The organism is Bradyrhizobium sp. HKCCYLS3070 (assembly GCF_051167575.1).
In the GTDB taxonomy this organism is placed as follows: Bacteria; Pseudomonadota; Alphaproteobacteria; order Rhizobiales; family Xanthobacteraceae; genus Bradyrhizobium.
This window is the reverse complement of sequence record NZ_JBNPTI010000001.1, coordinates 479,716-499,188: the sequence shown is the minus strand read 5'-3', so window position 1 is coordinate 499,188 and position 19,473 is coordinate 479,716. Positions and strand designations below refer to the sequence as shown.

The following is a 19,473-nucleotide window of genomic DNA, read 5'->3' as shown; positions in this document are numbered from 1 at the left end:
ATCAGATCATGGTCATCGCGGCGCCGCCCCGAGTGACCGGCGCCACGCGACTCAGACAACATTCACGAATCGAGCCAGACATACTCGGCGAAGGCATATCCCATCATGCCGCCGAGCGGGCTGGGCTCCAAGCCCTTCAGTCTCGACGAGGTGGCATCGATATTGGAGATGTACGCCGGAATGATGGTGCCCGCCTCCTCCGCGATCATCGCCTGCATCTCGGCATACATCTGCTTGCGCTTGGCCTGGTCGAGCAGGCCGCGCGCCTCGAGCATCATCTTGTCGAACCTCTCGGACTTGAAGCGGCTCTCGTTCCACGGCGCCTCGGAGGCATAGAGCAGCGAGAACAGGATGTCCGGCGTCGGGCGCGGATTGATGTTGCCGAAATGGACCGGCGCCTTCAGCCAGTAATTGTCCCAATAGCCGTCCGAGGGAACGCGCTGCACGTCCAGCGTCAGGCCGATCGCCGCCGCCGAGGCCTGGATCACCATGGCCATCTCGATCGCCGAGTTCGCCGCTTCCGAGGTCACGACCGGGATCGACGTGCCGAGCACGCCGGCCTTCTGGAACAGCGATTTTGCCTTGTCCGGATCGAACGGCTTGGGCTTGAGGTCGGGGTTGTGGAAGAAATTCGCCGGCGAGACCGGCTGGTCGTTGCCGACGACGCCGAAGCCACGCAGCACCGACTTGACGATCTGCTCGCGGTTCACCAGGTGCTTCATGCCGTCGATGAAGTCCTTCTTGTTGCCCGGCGCCATGTCGAGACGGATGTTGAGGTCGGTGTAGTTGCCGGTCGTCGATTTCGACAGCGCGATCCCCTCCTTGCCCTCGATCAGCCGGAGCGAGCGCGGGTTGATGCTGGCGGCGAGCTGGATGTCGCCGGAGAGCAGCGCGTTGACGCGCGCATTCTCCTCCGTGATCGCGATGAACTCGATCTGATCGAGATAGGGGCCGTCCTTGAAATAGTTCTTGTTGCGTACGCCGATGGAGCGGACGCCCGGCTCGAACGCCTCGCGGACGAAAGCGCCGGTGCCGTTGCCCTTGGAGAAATCGGTGGTGCCGTCAGCGACGATCATGAAGTGATGCAGCGCCAGGATCATCGGCAGGTCGGCGTTGGGGCTCGCCAGCGCGATCTCGACGGTGGTCTTGTCGACCGCCTTGAAGCCGGTCATCTGCGCCGCGATCTTGGCGACCTTGGAGCCTGTCGCCTTGTCGAGATGCCGCTTCAGCGAGAACACGACGTCGTCGGCCGTCAGCGGCTTGCCGTCGTGGAAGGTGACGCCCTTCTTGAGCTTCACGGTCCAGGTCTGCGCATCCTGGGACTCGACGGATTCGGCGAGCTCCATCTGCGCCGCGCCGCTCTTATCGAGCGTGGTGAGCCGATTGTAGAACGAGCAGCAGCGCACATAGTCGGTCGAGAAAGACGCCTTGGCCGGATCGAGCGTGTCGGCCGTCGAGGTGGACCAGCCAGCCGCCTTGATCGAGCCGCCCTTCTTCGGCGTGGCCGCGAATGCGCGCTCGGCGCGACCGAGGATGGTGCTGCCGGAAGCGAGCGCGACGCCATTGGCGAGCATCATCTTCAGGAGATCCCGGCGCGAGGCGCCGCGCCGGATTGCCGCCTCGACCAGCACATCGTCACTCGGAGTCCAGTTGGTGATCCCTTTGCTCATGTCATCCGTCCCCTGTTCGATCCGGCAGAATGAAAATCGTCAGTCGCACATCATTTGGCAGGCACCTGGTCCACCGCGTCGGCCAGCTCGGCCATCGAATGGAAGTGGAAATCCGGCTTGGTGAAGGACGCCGGCGCGATGGTGCCGCCATAGCCCTGCTTGTCGTGGCGCCGCTCGATCCAGCAATTGATGACGCCGAGCTGCCGGGAGATGCCGATGTCGTGATACTGGCTCTGCGCCACATGCAGGATCTGTGACGTCGAGCCGCCGTCACGTTCGATGAAATCGAACACCTGAGTGAAGAAGGCGGGATCCGGCTTCTCCGTCCCGGTGTCGTCGACCGTGAAGCTCGCGTAGAACGGCGAGCCCAGCTCGCGCTCGAAATGATCCAGTGCCCAGCGCCGCGCATTGGTCATCGCGATCAGCTTGTAGCGCCGGGCGAGACGCGCCATGGCGGCGGCGCTGTCCGGGAAGGCCTTCCAGCGTGCGGCGGAGTCGCGGAAGCGCTCGCCGAGCGCGGTCTGCCTGGGCAGATCGAGTTGTGGTGCGATGATGTCATAGACCCGGACGAGATCATCCGGAAAGCGGTCGGCGTCCGCCGCGTAGCGTGCCGCGCGGTACAGGCTCAGCGCCTGCTCACCGTCGATTGCCTTGTTTGCTTCCGCCGCGATCTCGCCGAGGCTCGAGACGATCCCGCTTTCGAAGTCGATCAGCGTGCCGACCACGTCGAAGGTCAGGTACCTGAATTGAGCAAGATCGAGCTTGGTCATTCTGTGAGGCCCTTCCGCGTCATCGGTCCTAGTGTGAAGCCGGGTTCCGGCGAAAACTTCCGAATTGCGAGGACCCGACGGCAGAAAATTGCGAATAGGAGGAGCCGCCGACATATCGGCCCTGCTGCACACGCACCGATATGCCCGTGCCCACCTTCACGCCATGGCCTCGCGGACGTCCGGATCGGCCAGGGTCTGATCCAGCGTCCGTGCGGTGCGTTCGAGGATGGCATCGATGTCCGCGTCGCTGCAGCACAGCGGCGGCGCGTAGCCGAGCACCCCTGTCGGGAAGGCACGGATGACGAGGCCGTTGGCCCAGGCGCGATCGAAGATGCGGCGCGACGGCTCGGCGCTCGCCGGCAGCGGCGTCTTCTTCTCCTTGTCGGTCACGAGCTCGATGGCCGCCAGCAGGCCACGGCCGCGCACCTCGCCCACCAACGGATGGTCCTGCAGCGCGCGCAGGCCCGCCATCAGCCGCGCACCCGCCCGCCGGCCATTCTCCAGCAAGCCATTCTCATAGAGATCAAGCACGGCAAGGCCGACCGCCGCGCTCACCGGATGCGCCGAATAGGTATAGCCGTGCCCAACGGCCGAAGAACCTGCGCCATCGGCAATAACGCCATAGACATGATCGGACATCAGCACCGCGCCCATTGGGACGTAGCCGGAGGTCAGACCCTTCGCGACGGTCATGAAGTCCGGGACGATGTCGTCATCTGTGCAGGCGAACAGCGGTCCGGTACGACCGAAGCCGGTGATCACCTCGTCGGCGACGAACAGGATGCCGTGCCGCCGGCAGCGCTCGCGCATCGCCTTCATCCAGCCGTCCGGCGGCACCAGCACGCCGCCCGAGCCCTGGATCGGCTCGGCATAGAACGCGGCCACCCGTTCGGGACCGCCGACCTCGGCAATCTTGGCTTCGAGGGCCGCGAGCGAGGCCACGATGACGGCGTCGGGATCGCTGCCAACGGGGTTGCGGTACGAATAGTGCGACGGGATCTTGTGCTGCCAGTTCAGTGGCACGCCGAAATTGGCGTGGAAGGCCGGCAGCGCCGTGAGTCCTGCACCGACCGTCGACGAGCCGTGATAGCCCTGCTGCAGCGTGATGAACTGATCGCGCTGCGGCTGCCCCCTCGCGTGCCAATAGTAATGGATGAAGCGGACCGTGCTGTCGACGGCGTCCGAGCCGCCAAGCGTGAAATAGACGTGGTTGAGATCACCCGGCGCGCGCTCGGCGAGCGCGGCCGCGAGCCGGATGGCCGGCTCCGAGGCGAGGCTAAAATAGCCGGTGGCATAAGGCAGCTCGCGCATCTGCCTCGCCGCCGCCTCGACGATGCTCTCATGGCCATAGCCGGCATTGACGCACCACAGCCCGGCGAAGCCGTCGACCAGTTGATGGCCCGAGGCATCGGTCACGATCGCACCCTTGGCGGATTTCAGGACCCGCGCGCCGGCGGCCTCGTGTCCGCGATAGGACGCGACCGGATGCACCAGATGGGCGCGATCGAGTTCGATGAGCGAGTTGCTGAGCATGATGATCTCCGGTTCAGCCGAACGCCTGGCTGGCCAAGGCAAATGATGTCGGGGCGCGCCGCCTCGTGTGACCAGCGGCCGGCCCATGCATGACGATGCCGCCGCCGACATGATCGAGGCCCAAGCTGCCCAGCCATGGTGCGAGTCCCGTCTCGCTGCCGGTGTCGACGCGGATGAACTTGCCCTGTCGCCCAGCGAGGAAATGCGCGACGAGCGACTTGGCGTCCTCGCTACTGAAAGCGACCACGGGGCCAATCACGAGACCGCGGCCGAAGTGACGCAGCGCGGCGAACCCCGCCGCACGGCCCTGGCGCTCCAACACCGCGAACTCTCCGATGGATGCGATATGGGCTATCAGGTCGCGGCGATCCGCGCCAAAGGCCGCGATGTCGAGTGCCGTGATGACGGCGATGTCGTCGGGCGTGGCCGCACGCACGGCGTCGGGCTGTGCGACAGCTTCCGCGAGATGTCCCTGATGCTGCACGATCTCACCGCTGCGGCGGAAGCCGAGCTTCTCATAGAGCTGCAGTCCATCTTCTGTCGCGACGAGCTGCAACCGCCGCTCACCGGCGAGCGCCATCGCCTGCTGCATCAGGCACCGTCCGAGCCCCTTCCCCCGCTCCGCCTCGTCGACAATGACCATGTTGATGGTCCCGGCATCCTGGCCATACGGCGTCATCAGCACGGTGCCGATCACGCGACCGTCCGCCGCGACCGCCACGCAGCCCTTGCTCAGCGCAAGCGCCATCTGCCAGTCCTCGCGACGATGCGGCCAGCGGACCTGCTGCGACAGCCGCGTCGCTGCATCCAGGTGCTCCCCGCTGAAAGCTCTGAAGCTCGCGGCGTCGGACGTCATGTCATGCACTCCCATCTGCACCGGAGTCTGGGCGAGCGGCCCCCGGCAGATCGTCTGAAGGCGATGATGCCGACAACATCTTCCGCCGCCGAACCGGGGCAAAGCCGCATCTTATGCTGGCGGGGCGGCCTATCATCGGACGTCGAGACCACGACCGGCATGAGGATCCATGAGCCGCTTTCGCCCGAAATACGTGACCTTCGACTGCCACGGCACGCTGATCAATTTCGAGATGGCCGAGGCCGCACGCGATCTCTACAGCGCACAGCTCTCCGAGTCGGCGATGACGGAGTTCGTGAAGGTCTTCTCGGCCTACCGCCTCGATGAAGTCCTCGGCGCGTGGAAGCCCTATGCCGAGGTCGTCAGCAACGCCCTGGCGCGCAGCTGCCGCAAGATCGGCATCCCCTTCAAGCCCGAGGATGCCGAGATGGTGTATCAGCGCGTGCCGACCTGGGGTCCACATCCGGACGTACCGGCGGGTCTCGCCAAGGTGGCCAAGGAGATCCCGCTGGTCATCCTCTCCAACGCCATGAACGTGCAGATCCCCTCGAACGTCGTCAGGCTCGGCGCGCCGTTCCATGCCGTGTTCACGGCGGAACAGGCGCAGGCCTACAAACCGCGGATGCGCGCCTTCGAATACATGTTCGACATGCTCGGCTGCGGCCCCGAGGACATCACGCACTGCTCCTCCTCATTCCGCTACGACCTGATGACCGCGCACGATCTCGGCATCACCAACAAGGTCTGGGTCAACCGCGGCCACGAGCCGGCCAATCCCTATTACGGCTACACCGAGATCAAGACCATTTCCGAGCTGCCCGGCGTGTTCGGCCTGTAAGCAGAGTGCCCGCGATGAAATATGTCTCCTACTGGCGCGACACGGCGACCGCATTTTCCGGCGGCCATAGCGGGCCCGTGGAGGGGCATTACGACGTCGCGGTGATCGGCGGCGGCTTCACCGGGCTCGGCGCGGCACTGCAGCTCGCCAAGGCCGGGGCCAAGGTGATCGTGCTCGAAGCCGATCAGGTCGGCTCGGGCGCGTCGGGACGCAATGGCGGGCATCTCAACAACGGGCTGGCGCACAGCTATCCGGCCGCGAAGGCCGAGCTCGGCACCCTGCGCGCGATCGCGCTCTACAAAGCGTTCGACGAGTCGATCGACACGCTCGAGCGCCTGATCGCGGAAGAAAACATCGCTTGCGGTTTCCGCCGCTCCGGCAAGCTCAAGCTGGCATCCAAGCCTGGCCATTTCGCGGGGATCGCGACGAACTTCGAGGCGATCCACCGCGAGGTCGATCCCGACACGGCGCTGCTCTCGCCGGCCGAGCTGAAATCCGAGATCGGCTCGCCCTTTCACGGCGGCATGCTGTTCAAGAAGAGCGCGATGATGCACATGGGCTGCTTCGCCGCGGGCCTCGCCTCTGCCGCGAGTCGCCGCGGCGCCGTCATTGTCGAGCAAGCCGCCGTCACTGAACGGGTGCAGGACACCAAGCACTTTCGCCTCACCACGGCCAAGGGGACGGTGAGCGCCGAGCAGGTGCTGCTCGCCACCGGCGCCACCACGCCGGCGAGCTTCAGCTATTTCCGCCGCCGCATCATTGCCGTCGGCAGCTTCATCATCGCGACGCGGCCGCTGACGGAGGCCGAGGCGGCCTCGGTGCTGCCGGGCCACCGCACCTACGTCACCTCCATGAACATCGGCAACTACTTCCGCCTGTCGCCGGACAATCGCCTGATCTTCGGCGGCCGCGCGCGCTTCTCGGCGACATCGGATCAGCAGTCCGATGCGAGGAGCGGCGCGATCCTGCGCGCGGCGATGGAGCGGATGTTCCCGCAGCTTGCCGGCATCGACATCGACTATTGCTGGGGCGGCCTCGTCGACATGACCGCCGACCGTTATCCGCGCGCCGGTCGCCAGGGCGGGCTGTGGTACGCGATGGGCTATTCGGGTCACGGCGCGCAGCTCTCGACCCATCTCGGCATGATCATGGCCGATGCGATGCTCGGCCGGCCCGACCGCAATCCGATGAAGGACGCCGGCTGGCCGGTCGTGCCAGGCCATTACGGCAAGCCCTGGTTCCTGCCGTTCGTCGGCGCGTATTACAAGACCCTGGACTGGATCCGCTGAGCCGTGACGGCGCGACCGCGATCAGTAGCCGCGGCTGCGGTCGACGAGGCCGACCGGATCGAGCCCGGCGCGGTGTCGCTTGATGTTCGCGGCGACCGCGAGCGCCGCTGCTTCCGGCTGCGTGACGCTGGCGACATGCGGCGTGATCAGGACGCGCGGATGCCGCCACAACGGGTGATCCGTCGGCAGCGGCTCGGGATCGGTCACATCAAGCACGGCGTCCGCGAGATGCCCGGAGTCAAGTGCTCCGAGCAACGCCGCCTGGTCGAGCTGCGCGCCGCGGCCGGTCTGCACCAGCGAAGCGCCTCGCGGGAGCTTGGCGAGCAGTTCGGCATTGAGCAGGCCGCGCGTCTCCTCCGTCAGCGGCAGCAGGCAGACCAAGATGTCTGTCACCGCGAGCAGCGCATCGAGGCCGTCGGCGCCATGGTACGTAGTCACGCCGTCGATCGCGTGCCGGCTGCGGCTCCAGCCCGAGAGCGGAAAGCCGAACGGCTTGAGCCGCTCCAGCACCGCGCGGCCGAGCAGCCCGAGGCCGAGCACGCCGATGCGCCGCACATGTGCCTGCGGCTGCGGGATAGCGCGCCAGAGCTGCTGCCGCTGCTGATCGAAATAGACGGTCCAATTCCGGTGCAGCGCCAGCACGGCCAGTGTCACGTATTCCTGCATCATCCTCACGATGCCGTCCTCGACCATGCGGACGATCTTGACGCTCGCCGGCACCGACGCGGCGCTGAACTGATCGATGCCGGCGCCGATCGAGAACAGGATCTCGATATTGCGATAGGCGCCGAGGTCCGGCGGCACCAGCCAGGTGATCATGTAGCGGACTTCATCGGCATCGACCTGCGCCGGATCGATTTCGAACGGAAGATCCGGAATCTCACGCGCAAGCACCTCGCGAAAGATCGCGCCGCGCGTGCCATCGGAGTTGAACAGGAAGGTCATGCGGTCATCCCAGCGGCCGATCTGGCTCGTCGCGCCTCCGATCATGGCGGTCGCGGCCTGCGTTACGTGCCGAATACAGGGCAGGATTGAGAAGAATGTTGCGAAGTTCGCCCGCAGGCGCCTCAATATGCGGAGGTGACGACAGCATGGTCGCTCTCGACCTCATCGAGGCTGGGTGACGCGTGGCGGGCGGAACGAAGACAGGGACAGCGTGCATGGACAATCCGGACGTCGAATCGCGAATCGTCGACGTGTTCGAGATGCGCCTCGCCGACATCGACAGCGTCGACCTCGCGCAGTTGCTCGCCTTGTCGATCGCCGTCCAATGGCCCCATCGGGAGGAGGATTGGCAATTCATGCGCAGCATCGGCCGCGGCGTCGTCGCGCTCGATGAGATCGGTCGGGCCCTCGGATCCGCCATGTGGTTTCCCTACAGCGACGGCTTTGCTGCGGTTGGGATGGTCATCACCTCGCCGCGGCTGCAGGCCCTTGGCACCGGGCAATGGCTGATGCATCGGGTGATGGCCGAATGCGGCGGTCGGACGCTGCGCCTCAACGCCACGCGCGCCGCCTATCGCCTCTACCGATCTCTCGATTTCAAGCGTGAGCAGACTCTGTTTCAGTGTCAGGGTGAGGCGATTGCCTCGGACGCGGCGCCGGCCGAAGCGGGAAATATTCGCGTGCTGATGGAGGCAGACCTGCCGGCGCTGATCGAACTCGACGCGGCTGCTTATGGCGTCCGGCGAGCCGGGCTGATGACCGGACTGTTTCACCAGTCGCGCAGCTTTGGGCTGTTTCGCGCGGGGCGGCTGGAGACGTTCGCGATGTGCCGGCGGTTCGGACGCGGACATGTCGCGGGGCCGGTGGTCGCATCCTGCGACAGCGACGCGATCGCCGTGTTGGCGCCGCACGTGGCAGCTCACGAAGGCCAGTTCCTCAGGCTCGACACTCATCGAGCGACAGGAGAGTTCCGCGACTTTCTCGCGCGGTCGGGGCTCGCTCTCTTCGATGCCGTCACCACGATGTCGCTGCGGAACGACGTGAAGGGTGCCTTCCTGCGCGGCAACGACCAGCCGAAGATCTACGGCGTCGTCAGTCAGGCCTTCGGCTAGCCCCTGCGTCCCGGAACAGAGCGCGGACCAAGCCCTCAGTCTCCAACTATCAAAACTGCGGAGCCCTCCCGATCTGTCGCCGGCGGCACCCTTGCTACACTGATCCGTTTCCTCGCTATGATTCGCTACACTGCGTTCGACGATGTCCCTCTCGGTGATCTGCTATTCGATGAACGTGGCGGCGCTGGTGGCGCGACGTCCCGCCACGCAGCTGATGCTGATGGGCGGGCTCTATCATCCCTCGTCGCAATCCTTCTCATCGGAGGAAGGCCTGTCCTATTTGCGCAAGCTCGGCATCAACAAGGCCTTCATCTCGGCGGGCGGCGTACATGCGAATAGGGGCGCGAGCTGCTCGAACTTTCATGAGACGGCGGTCAAGCAGGCGGCCATCGCAACGGCGATCGAAAGCATTCTGGTCGCCGATGCGAGCAAGCTCGACAGCCTGAAGCCGGCCTTCTTCGCCGACCTCCATGCGTTTTCCAGGATCATCATTGGCGGGGCCGTATCGCGTGAGCACCGCAAGCCGTTCAAGCATCTCCCGGTCGAGTATGTAACCAGGACCGACTGAGGAAGCCGCTTCGCGCCCTGCAAATTGGCGCGCTTCTGAGGTCGCCGCGACCGAGACGCGTGGGGCGGGGCGGGGTTCGCGGTGTAGCGGCACGCCATCGCCATGCGCAACTGAGATACACGGTCAATGACGGCCCCGTCGCCATGCATCCGGCGCAAACGCTTTCCGCCAGGCGCTGCGGGCTGCTTAAGGGGAACGACTGCTCAAGCGGTCGCGAGGCGCGCCTTACCAACTCGCAAATTTGAAAAGACGCCTCCAAAGAACTGCTGGTTATTGGGAAGCATTTCCACGGTGCAGAAAATCAGTGCCATAAAATTGCGCCCGAGATCGCCGACACGAGGATCGGGTTGACGGTCTTCTGAGTTTTGCGCGGCGTCTACGTCGATATCGATCGCGGACTTTACAGTTTCAAGCATAACTCCGACTTTTAACTTCGGCGGATGGCTCGTCGTGACTTCCGGAATACTCATGGTGGACAAAAGCCGACCATCCACGTTTTGGATGGGCTGTTTGCCGGCGATGCTTGGCCATAAAACACCAGCGCGCGCAAATATTACATCATGGTACGGCTACCCGGACTGCAATCTCGGATCGGGCTGAAGGAACGCAGAAAATCGCTCGAGAAGGACGGTGTCCGAGCTCAATTGAGGCCGACCGAACCCAATTGGGTACGGCTATCGAGCGAATTTGCTGGTACGCCTGAGCCGCTCGGCTCTTCATCGAAGCGGCGTGTAAGGCAAGCGGCTTGCCGTTGCCCTTCCCCCTATCGAACCGCCTTGCCTTAAAGGGCGATGCCTCCGAACGCGGCCGCACCAGTTTTCGCACCAGAAACGAACTGAACAAACCGCGACAGGCGCTATCAACATTGAGCAAAAATGCTGCAAAATCAATAAACCTATTCAATCTCCTCCCGCTCATAATGGTCTGGTTGCAGGTTCGACCTTTGGTGAACAAGCAACAATAAATTCGGCAGCCAAACGGCACCGCCCCGCGGGGCTCTTGCTGAAGGTTCTGCAAATTCGGCAGGGTGAAAATCGACAAGATTGCCGAATGCGAAAAATGTCGGTGATCCTTCCTTTTTGCTTGCCGCAGCATCCAATTGTACGATGTGCCTTCGACGACTATTTTGCTTAGGCATCGCAAATTGCAGTATTTCCAGATGAACAAGTCCTCCGACCTGCTTTGATTGGCGGGTACGCGAAGACCACAGACTGAAGCCCGCAAATTGTCCTTGTAGATGAGTCCAGAAGAAGCGAATCTACAGGTGGCGCGCGTGGTCGAAGGTTGGGTCGATAGCCAGAATTAAAGAAGCCATTTGGAAGAAGCGCAGGAGAGAGCGGCGATCTGACGCTCGATTCTGAATCGGTCTCCAGAATGAGCTTCGACTGAAGGTTGACTGTGCATATGTCCAGAAAGGCGCCGAAGCGAACCCCGAAGCGAGCGTGTGCAAGTACGTAGCAAAATATGGACTTGCTGCCCATCTGTTCTACCATTCTGATGGCAGCGTTGCCGCCGTTAAGCTGAGCAGGCCGGAATTGAAGGCCGCTCAAAACCCCGACGAACAGGCGTCTGAGGATATTAGAAAACTGCTATGAAGCCGCCGCGCAGTGCCCTACCCCTACCTCGCTATGTTGAACGTAAGCCGCGCAAAAGTGGCGGCTGAGGCTACTTCTTCCACGTGCCGTCGTGGGCCAAGAAGGCAGGTTGCACTGTGCATAGCGAACGGCTCGGCACCGACTATAAAGCGGCGATTTTGCGCGCCGAAGCAGTGCTCTTGCCCGACTTCGACGCGTGGCGGACCGGCGGCAAGGCCTTGGCAGCGTCGCCTCCCCATGCGGTCGGAACGCTCGATTGGATGTTTGCCGAATACCGCTCTGATCGCCGCTACGCCAAGCTCGATCCTAAGTCCAAGCGAAATCACGAGGTCGGATTCAAGCTTGTCGGCGGCTACGTCCTGAAAGATGGCAAGCGACTGGGCGAGAAGCGCCTCACCGCAATCGATACGGCACTGACCGACGACCTCTATGAAAAGTTGATCCTCAAGATCACCGACGCTGTGGGAAACGTGAACGAACGCGAGCGTCGCACTACGGTCAACCACGCGATGAAGTCATGCCGCCGCGCGTGGAACGTGGTCGCGCGCCGGCACCCGGGCAGGCTGCCATTGGTCAATCCATTCTCGCAGATGGGACTTCGGTCATCCAATCGTGAGACGCCGACTGCGGCGTACGAGGAGCTGGTCGCCTTCCGTACAAAGGCCGTCGAGCTTGGGCTTCCGTCGCTGGCGACCGCTGCCCTGATCGGCTGGGAATGGCTCCAGCGCGAGACAGACATCTTTGCGACTTTCGACGTGTCGCATTATCGCCCGAAAGGGCGCCCGAATATGGTCCGCATCATCGATGAGAAGACTAGGCAGAAGGGCTGGATACCGCTGTTCGACGATGCAGGTGCACCGGTTTATCCCGAGTTGATGGCGGAGCTCGACGCCATCAAACGCGACCGCATCGGCGGCCTAATGCTGCGCCGGGATTGGGGCGAGCGCGGACCATGGCCGACATGGCCGAAGCCGGATCAGCCGGATTTCACGCACGTGAGCCGCAAGGTCAAAGAAGTCATCCGTGCTGCTGGCCTTCGCGATGATTTGTCGTTCACATCGTTCCGGCATGGCGGCTTTACTGAAGGTGGCGACGCCGAACTGACTGACCGCGAGATGCTGGCACAGGGCCGGCACACGACGGTGAAGGTGCTGCCAAAGTACACCAAGCGCACGACGCGGCAGATCGTCAACGGCGCCAAAAAGCGGCGGGCAGCTCGAACAAAGGAAGGACATTTGTCCGAATGAGCATCAGCCTGCTTGTCCGAATGGAAAGCTGACGGCGCGACAAGTGCCTGAAATCGTTGGAGCGGGTGAAGGGAATCGAACCCTCGTATTCAGCTTGGAAGGCTGCTGCTCTACCATTGAGCTACACCCGCATTGGGCGTTCCCTAACATGGTCCGCGGCGGGTCTCAACCTCTTCGGGGCGAGGTTTCGAAGCGGATGGGTGCCGGATCCGGCCTGACGGAACGGCCCGAAGCGATCGCAGCGCGCGACATCGAGACTGCGGCGCGGCACGCCCGCAGCGGCCCGGTTCCGTAATCGGCCCCCCTACCCTCGCCGCCCGGACCGTCCTATATTGGCGTTACCATCAACAACGAAAGGAGGTGATCCAGTGTCTTTCACCAAGCGCTGTCACCTCGCTGGGATCGCCCGCTGAGCGGCTCTTCATGAGCGACGTTTGAGGGCGTGATTCGTCAGCGGATTGCGCCATCGCGGCTCGGCAACGGGGCGGTCTCGGCCCTGGACCAGCGAGTTCAAGAACGGAAGCGCGGCGGGTCTCACGGCCCGCCGCGTCTTTTTTTATGGCAACTCCGCCTGCTCGCCGGCCGACGGCGCCGGGCTGCGGACGAACCGCCGCGCCAGGAAGCCGCCGAAGCCGAGCATCCAGAAATACTGCACATACTCCGGTGCAAGCGCTGCGATCACGATGCCCGGCACGAACACGATGACGGGAAAGATCGCGCCGGCGATCTCGGCATGGCGGCCGCTTGGAAGCGCGAGCCACCACAGCGCGGCGTTCAGCGACGCAATGATCGTCAGATGCAGGCCATAGAGGACGGCCACCGCGCTGCTCAGCCGGTAGCCGCCGTAGAGCCCATTGGTGACCGGCAGCAGCACGATCGACAACAGGAAGAACAGATTCAGGATGACCACGGGCCGGCCCGCGAACGGCTGCCGGGCCAGCCGCCGGTGGTGGCTGATCCAGAACACGCCGGCGATGATGAAGCTGAGGACCAGCCCGGCAAGCCGCCCGGAATAGGTATGCACCAGGTCGATCCAACCCGGCATATGCGCGAAATTGGGCTTCGGCAGGTCGTAGGCGAGAAGCGTCATCGCAACACCGAAGATGGTGTTGGAGAGCGATTCCAGCCGGCGCATCTCGAACAGGTCGGACTGAGGCTCTGCCATGTCGAATCGGAAGCAACCGCGGCGAGGAACAGAGATGAGGACTCACCTTCTATAGCAGCTCCGGCGCCGCGCCGCCCGACTTCGCTGCCGCCCTTGGGCGGCAGGCTGTCACGTCACTCGCCACCCTCCAGACTAAACCGGCCCTCGAGCGTCAGCCCTCACCGGCAGGCATAGATGTGGCCATCGAAGCCGCGATAGCTGTGCGTCGCCGGATTATAGCTGCGGAATTGGACGCAGGCCGGCAGTCCCGCGGTGCGCAGTCGCGGCCTGCCCTCCGCCTGCAGCCGGGCCGAGGCCGTGGTTGCGGTGGCGGGCCTCGCGATCACGATCATCGGCCGGCTGGCGACCATGCGCGATGTCCTCCCGGCATCCTTGACCGCTGCATCCCTGGCGGCGACCACAACGGCCTGCGCCTGGGCCGCCTTGCCGGACGACGGCTTGCCCGATGAGGCGCCGGCTGGCGATGGCGTCGTCCCAGGCGGATTGGCCGCGGCCGTCTTGGCAGAGGACGGCTTGGCAGAGGGCGGCTTGTTCGCTGGCGCCAGCGCCGATGGCGATTTCACGGACGGCTTGGTCAGGGAGGGCTTGCCGGCGACTGGCTCTGCTACGGCGACCTTCTGAGCCGCATCCTGCGTGTCCGCAACTGCGGCCTGCTTCGGCTCAGCCGACGCGGCGGGTGTCGTCGCAACCGCCTCCGCAGCCGCGGCAGGCTTGACCTCGGGACCGGCCGAAATGTCGGCGCTGGCCGCCTGGCTCGGAACGGACGGCGCGGGATTGACCGACGCGGTCTTGTCGTCGGCTGGGGTCTTGTCCTCGGCGACCGGCGCCCCGGCCGGCTTCTTGATCAGCTTCTTGCATTCCAGCGGGAACACCAGCTCGCCCGATGCCGTCAACCCGATCGGCTCGCATCCGCCGAACGGCCCGCTCTCCTTGCCCTGATCCTTGGCCACCTCGCCTGCGGATGGTGAGGAGCCGCCCGGCTCGGCGCTTCGCGCAAGCGAAACGCCAGCCGCAACCTGAAATAGAACAACGCCGCATAACAATCCGGCCCGGCCGGCCTTCCGCCCCAATGTACGCATGACACGCTCGCTCGACGCATGAACTCCGACAAGGCCATCACGCCATTGAGGCAAGTCTGTGAAGGCAAGCCGCGGATTCCCGCTGCGGTGTCAATTCGATGGCATTGTGTCCTGTCTGCACGACCAACGGTGCCGCAGGAATCCCTCAATGCGGTTGCAATCGGAGCCTACCAGGGTCGCCTGCGTGCAGTGACCGTCGGGGATTGACGGCCGCCGCCAGATGCGAGCGTCCGGACAGCCCCCTTGAGCGCAACCGACTATCGTCCCGACATCGACTGCCTGCGCGGCTTCGCAGTGATCTCGGTGATCGCGTTCCACTACGACATCTCGCCGTTTCGCAGCGGCTATGTCGGCGTCGACATGTTCTTCGTCATCTCGGGCTTCCTGATCACGCGGATCATTCATGCGGAGGTGCGGAGCGGAACATTCTCGTTCGCCGCTTTCTACCGGCGCCGTGCCCGGCGCATCCTGCCCGCCGCCTTCGCGATGCTGTGCGTGACCCTGCTCGGCGCCAGCGTGATCCTGTTGCCGCGGGATGCGGTGTCCGTGGCGCAGCAGGCGCTGGCCGTCCTCGTCTTCTGCTCCAACATCCTGCTGTGGTCGCAGCAGGGCTATTTCGACGCCGCCGCCATCACCAAGCCGCTGCTGCACACCTGGTCGCTCGGGGTGGAGGAGCAGTATTATCTGCTGTTTCCGACGCTGGCGCTCGCCGCCTTCGCGCTGCGGCGGTCGCTGATGCTTGCGAGCTTCGCCACGGTCTGCGCGACCTCGTTCCTGCTCTGCGTGATCCAGACCGGGCTGCAGCCCGCCGCCGCGTTCTTTCTGTTGCCGGCCCGGGTCTGGGAGCTCGCGCTCGGCGCGCTGCTGGCCGTGGAAGCCCTGCCGGCGCCGCAAAGCCAATGGCTCAGGATCACGGCGGCCGCACTGGGCTGGATCGCGCTCGGCGCCGCCGTCAACCTGTTCTCGCCGCACACGCCCTATCCCGGCACGGCCGCGCTGCTGCCGTGCCTCGGCGCCGCCGCCGTGATCTGGGCCAATCCGCCCCCGAGCAAGGCCGTGCTGACCGCGGTCAAACCGATGATCACAATCGGGCTGTGGTCCTACTCGCTCTATCTCTGGCACTGGCCCGTCGTCTCGCTGGCGACGGCGGTCTGGGGTCCGCCGAGCTCGATCGCGGACAAGTTGGCGCTGCTCGGAGCCTGCACCGTGCTGGCGCTGACGAGCTTCCATCTGATCGAGCAGCCGGCGAGGCGTGCGCAGTCGCCGATCGCCGCGCGCGCGCTGGTCGCGAGCGCATCGGTCGTGCTGCTGGCCTCGCTCTCGATCATCGGACTTGCCGGCTTTCCCGCCCGCTTCTCGCCGCAGGAGCGGGCGCTGGCGGAATTCATCAGCTACGATCATAAGTCCGCCTACGAGAGCGGCACCTGCTTCCTCGATCCGGGCCAGACGTTCGCGGCGTTGCAGCCGTCATGCCTTGCCAAAGGGCAGCGCCCGCGCATCCTGGTGTGGGGCGACAGCCACGCCGCTCACCTCACCCATGGCCTGACGCGAGCCCTGCCCCAGGCCTCGCTGCTGCGCGCCAGCCTTGCGCAATGCGTCCCTCACGCCGAAGCGGGCCAGTCCGCCGCCTGCATGGATTTCAACCGCCGGCTGCCTCGGCTGGTGCGCGAGCTCACGCCCGACATCGTCGTGCTGTCGGGCAATTGGACACGCACCGCGATGACGCCGGCCGCACAGGCCAGCCTGCTCGCCACGATCAACGCGATTGCGGACACCGGCAGCAAGGTGGTGGTGGTCGGGCCGAGCCCGCAATTCGATCGTCCGCTGCCGCATTTGCTCATCGCGGCGAAGCGCTTTGGCGTCGGGACCGACGGGCACATGCTGGATCTGCTCGGCGAGGTCGACGACTTCATGCGCACGCTGCTGGCGAACGTGGCGCAGACCGAATACGTGTCGCCGCTCGCGCTGCTGTGTCCGGCGGGAGATTGCGTGCTCCAGACCTCCGACGGCGCGCCGCTCGCCTGGGACGATGGTCACCTCACGGCGCAGGGCTCGGAGCTCGCAGGCGCACGGATCGTCGCGGCGTCGCCGGCATTGGCCGCAGCCGCAAGCGCCGGAGCCGACAGCGAATAGCGCCACCTAATCGTCCGACAAGAAACTCGCGAACACCGGCGCAGCGCGCTCGCCCATCCGCTGGGCCCCTGCCACGGTGAAATGACCGGCATCCTGGAACAACCACACGCCCCCCTCCACGACCGGGCAATCCCGGTCGCAATAGACCTCCGAGGGCCTGAGCAGCGTCACCTTGGCGAGCGGCCTGATCGCCTCCGACAGGACGGCGTCGATGACGCGGTTGGTCGCGATCGCCTCGCTCTTCGGCACGGCATCGCACGGCTTGGCGGGCGCGTGCCAGCGCGGCCCCGGCAGCATGCGCAACTGATCGAAGGCGCAATTCACCGGACGGACCTGGCCGCCGACGACGAGGAAATGCCGGCCGGGCCGGTCGAGCAGACGGATGGTCTCGGCGAGATGACCGGCGACCGCGGCGTTGCGGCCCCGCGCTGCCGGCCCTTCGCCGAGGTCGAGATAATGCTGCCACGCCTGCCCGATCACGACGAAATCGGCCTGCGACTGCCGGATCCGCGGCAGCTCGCTGTCGCGCAGCTCGGCGCAGACCTGGGCGCGAGGTCCCTCGGCGGTGAGCCCCGCGAGGGTGGGACATCCGCTCATGGTGGACACGTGCCCGATCATCCCGCGCGCCTTCAGCGTCGCATCGAGCGCGGCGACATATTGCTGGACATAGGAATCGCCGAGCAGCTCGACGCCGCGCGTGCCCTCGAGATCGCCGAACGCGCACAGACGGCCGACGGTGCGACCGCATTTGTTGAGGCCGAAGCCCTGCAGCTGGAACAGCGCGAGCTGATCGTCGGGCAGCCGCGACACGACGCCATTGGCGCGGAACGTCACATGGGTGAGCGCGGCACCGACGATGAGCACGGTCGCAAAGCTCGCCACCTGCGCGCCCCTCGGCCACGGCAGCCGCCGCAGCGGCCGCTCGACGATGACGAACATCAGCGTGGTCAGCACCGCCATCAGCGCGAGCTGCGCCGCCAGTCCCGCCGCGGTCTGCGCCGCATCGCCGAAGATGAAGCGGACGAAGAAGATCACGGGCCAGTGCACGAGATAGAGCGAATAGGACGCAGCGCCGACGGCGCGAACCGGGCGAGCCATCACCAGCGACGTCGGGGCATTGGCCGCGATGATGACGGCTGTGGCGATGCAGGGCAGCAGCGCGGCGACGCCTGCCTGGAATTGATAGCAGCCGATGAGGAGAAGGCTGCCGAACAACAGAACGTCGCCGCAGGCGGCGGCGAGAGAGCGTGCGCGCGGCGACGCTGCCAGCCGGGCCTCGAGCGGAATGGCGAGCGCGCCGAGGGCGAATTCGAACACCCGGAACGGCGTCAGGAAGAACACGGCGTCCGGATCGCGCGATGACCAGAGTGTGGCCGCGGCAAGGGACAACAACCCGATCGCGGCAATGGCACCGAACACATGCCGGCGCGTGCCGAGCCACATCAGCAGCAGCGGCGCCAGCGCGTAGAATTGAACCTCCGCCGACAGCGACCACAGGTGCAGCAGCGGCAACTGATCCGCGCTCGGCGCGAAATAGGCGCTGGCCTCGCGCCAATATTGGATGTTTGCGATCGAGAGCAGGCCGTGTGTCGCCTCCTTGGCGAGCTGGCGCAGGGCTTCCGGCGACAGGAACAGCCAGCCGACCGCGAACGTGGCCGCAATGGTCACAACCAGCGCCGGCAGGATGCGCCGTGCCCGCCGCAGATAGAAGTCCGACAGCGAGAAGCGCCGCGCGGCGACATCGCGCAGGATCTGCCCAGTGATGAGATAGCCGGAGATGACGAAGAAGATGTCGACGCCGGCATAGCCGGCCTCGAAGCCGGTGATCCTCAGATGGAAGAGAATGACGATGACGACAGCGATCGCCCGAAGGGCATCGATGTCAGCCCGATGACTGCGTTCCAATGTCGTCCACTCCGCGCATTCCTCGAGGCGGACGAGTTGCGCAGACACGGATGGCAACAGCGGGAAACAGTCATGACGTCATCGGACCCATCCGATGACACCGCGCGGGCGATGCTATGGCGGACGTGAAGGAAGTTTGCTGAAGTCGGCCGCAAGTTCGGCAATCCGTTGAACGATCAGCTCGAATACGGCAATCTGGCGACGCTGAGGGACAATGCGGGGCTGAGGACGGTGATGAACCTGTTGCGAGGAGAATGGCGGGGAGCGTTCGCGGGAATAGCCGTCGCGGCGCTGCTGGCGGCGGCCACCGCAGCCTCGGCGCAAGCTCAGACGCCTGCTCCCGCGCCCGGTCCCGCTCAGACCACGGTCGAGCGCAACGCCAAGGGCGTCGCCGGCAAGCCGATCCAGGTCGGCATCTATCTCAACGTCCAGCCCGACTGCTCATCCGGGCCCCTTCCCGCCATCCGCCTTGTGTCGCCGCCCGGCAACGGCACCGTCACGATCAAGCGCGGCAAGGTCAGCGCCACCAACTACAAGCAGTGCCTCGCCCTGGAAGTGCCGGGCTTCATCGCCTTCTATCAGTCGAAGGCCGACTTCGCCGGCACCGACACGGTGACGCTCGAGGTCAAGTTCCCGCAGGGCCGCACCGAAGTGCAGCGGATCATGATCAACGTCGGCGTCGGGCCGGCAGGGCAGAAGATCTGAGCCGAAGCGCATCGGCGCGCCGCCGCCTCCAGCCATGAAAAAGGGCCGCCTCATGGGCGGCCC

General features: G+C 65.1%; 16 protein-coding genes and 1 tRNA gene. 7 read left to right on the top strand and 10 right to left on the bottom strand.

Features of this window, described 5'->3' with window-relative positions; all coding sequences use genetic code 11:
- Window positions 1-62: 62 nt before the first annotated feature.
- The 4 genes from ACQR03_RS02215 to ACQR03_RS02200 all read right to left on the bottom strand — a co-directional run bounded on the left by ACQR03_RS02215 (window position 63) and on the right by ACQR03_RS02200 (window position 4,829).
- Window positions 63-1,670, bottom strand: coding sequence for an ABC transporter substrate-binding protein (locus ACQR03_RS02215; RefSeq protein ID WP_315827310.1), 1,608 nt, complete (start codon window positions 1,668-1,670; stop codon window positions 63-65).
- A 50-nt stretch (window positions 1,671-1,720) separates the two neighbouring features.
- A complete protein-coding gene (locus tag ACQR03_RS02210; protein WP_315714617.1) occupies window positions 1,721-2,440 on the bottom strand; it encodes an HAD-IA family hydrolase in 720 nt (239 codons plus the stop codon).
- Between the two features lie 156 nt (window positions 2,441-2,596).
- Entirely contained in the window at window positions 2,597-3,973 is a 1,377-nt protein-coding gene (locus ACQR03_RS02205) for an aspartate aminotransferase family protein (protein WP_315749522.1), read from the bottom strand.
- A 13-nt stretch (window positions 3,974-3,986) separates the two neighbouring features.
- Window positions 3,987-4,829 (bottom strand): GNAT family N-acetyltransferase, encoded by an 843-nt coding sequence (locus ACQR03_RS02200; protein ID WP_315749520.1) that lies wholly within the window; start codon window positions 4,827-4,829, stop codon window positions 3,987-3,989.
- 169 nt (window positions 4,830-4,998) lie between these two features.
- Here ACQR03_RS02200 and ACQR03_RS02195 point away from each other — a divergent pair, with 169 nt between their 5' ends.
- Together ACQR03_RS02195 and ACQR03_RS02190 are read left to right on the top strand one after the other, a co-directional pair.
- Complete coding sequence (locus ACQR03_RS02195) at window positions 4,999-5,667, top strand: haloacid dehalogenase type II (RefSeq protein ID WP_315749518.1); 669 nt, start codon at window positions 4,999-5,001, stop codon at window positions 5,665-5,667.
- A 14-nt stretch (window positions 5,668-5,681) separates the two neighbouring features.
- On the top strand, window positions 5,682-6,956 hold the full coding sequence (locus ACQR03_RS02190) for an NAD(P)/FAD-dependent oxidoreductase (RefSeq protein ID WP_315749516.1): 1,275 nt from the start codon (window positions 5,682-5,684) through the stop codon (window positions 6,954-6,956).
- Window positions 6,957-6,977: 21 nt separating this feature from the next.
- On the opposite strand, the gene ACQR03_RS02185 is transcribed toward ACQR03_RS02190, so the two are convergent.
- Window positions 6,978-7,901 carry a 2-hydroxyacid dehydrogenase gene (locus ACQR03_RS02185; protein ID WP_315749515.1) on the bottom strand — a complete coding sequence of 308 codons (924 nt, stop codon included), beginning with the start codon at window positions 7,899-7,901 and terminating at the stop codon, window positions 6,978-6,980.
- A 215-nt stretch (window positions 7,902-8,116) separates the two neighbouring features.
- Here ACQR03_RS02185 and ACQR03_RS02180 point away from each other — a divergent pair, with 215 nt between their 5' ends.
- Together ACQR03_RS02180 and ACQR03_RS02175 are read left to right on the top strand one after the other, a co-directional pair.
- On the top strand, window positions 8,117-9,013 hold the full coding sequence (locus ACQR03_RS02180; RefSeq protein ID WP_315749513.1) for a GNAT family N-acetyltransferase: 897 nt from the start codon (window positions 8,117-8,119) through the stop codon (window positions 9,011-9,013).
- 130 nt (window positions 9,014-9,143) lie between these two features.
- Window positions 9,144-9,581 (top strand): DeoR/GlpR family DNA-binding transcription regulator, encoded by a 438-nt coding sequence (locus tag ACQR03_RS02175; RefSeq protein ID WP_315750028.1) that lies wholly within the window; start codon window positions 9,144-9,146, stop codon window positions 9,579-9,581.
- Between the two features lie 203 nt (window positions 9,582-9,784).
- On the opposite strand, the gene ACQR03_RS02170 is transcribed toward ACQR03_RS02175, so the two are convergent.
- Complete coding sequence (locus ACQR03_RS02170) at window positions 9,785-10,051, bottom strand: hypothetical protein (RefSeq protein ID WP_315749512.1); 267 nt, start codon at window positions 10,049-10,051, stop codon at window positions 9,785-9,787.
- A 1,208-nt stretch (window positions 10,052-11,259) separates the two neighbouring features.
- On the opposite strand from ACQR03_RS02170, the gene ACQR03_RS02165 reads away from it, so the two are divergent.
- Window positions 11,260-12,423, top strand: a complete 1,164-nt coding sequence (locus tag ACQR03_RS02165) for a hypothetical protein (RefSeq protein ID WP_316202810.1) — start codon at window positions 11,260-11,262, stop codon at window positions 12,421-12,423.
- Between the two features lie 57 nt (window positions 12,424-12,480).
- Here the strand turns inward: ACQR03_RS02165 and ACQR03_RS02160 are convergent.
- The 3 genes from ACQR03_RS02160 to ACQR03_RS02150 all read right to left on the bottom strand — a co-directional run bounded on the left by ACQR03_RS02160 (window position 12,481) and on the right by ACQR03_RS02150 (window position 14,538).
- Window positions 12,481-12,554, bottom strand: a tRNA-Gly gene (locus ACQR03_RS02160).
- A gap of 425 nt (window positions 12,555-12,979) precedes the next feature.
- A complete protein-coding gene (locus ACQR03_RS02155) occupies window positions 12,980-13,588 on the bottom strand; it encodes a TMEM175 family protein (RefSeq protein WP_315714627.1) in 609 nt (202 codons plus the stop codon).
- A 158-nt stretch (window positions 13,589-13,746) separates the two neighbouring features.
- On the bottom strand, window positions 13,747-14,538 hold the full coding sequence (locus ACQR03_RS02150) for a hypothetical protein (RefSeq protein WP_315749510.1): 792 nt from the start codon (window positions 14,536-14,538) through the stop codon (window positions 13,747-13,749).
- 372 nt (window positions 14,539-14,910) lie between these two features.
- Here ACQR03_RS02150 and ACQR03_RS02145 point away from each other — a divergent pair, with 372 nt between their 5' ends.
- A complete protein-coding gene (locus ACQR03_RS02145) occupies window positions 14,911-16,800 on the top strand; it encodes an acyltransferase family protein (RefSeq protein WP_315749508.1) in 1,890 nt (629 codons plus the stop codon).
- 6 nt (window positions 16,801-16,806) lie between these two features.
- Here ACQR03_RS02145 and ACQR03_RS02140 read toward each other — a convergent pair whose 3' ends face one another.
- The gene (locus tag ACQR03_RS02140) at window positions 16,807-18,705 is read right to left on the bottom strand and encodes an acyltransferase family protein (RefSeq protein ID WP_316202811.1); all 1,899 of its coding nucleotides are present in this window, start codon (window positions 18,703-18,705) and stop codon (window positions 16,807-16,809) included.
- 234 nt (window positions 18,706-18,939) lie between these two features.
- On the opposite strand from ACQR03_RS02140, the gene ACQR03_RS02135 reads away from it, so the two are divergent.
- The gene (locus ACQR03_RS02135; protein WP_315714971.1) at window positions 18,940-19,410 is read left to right on the top strand and encodes a hypothetical protein; all 471 of its coding nucleotides are present in this window, start codon (window positions 18,940-18,942) and stop codon (window positions 19,408-19,410) included.
- Window positions 19,411-19,473 lie beyond the last annotated feature (63 nt).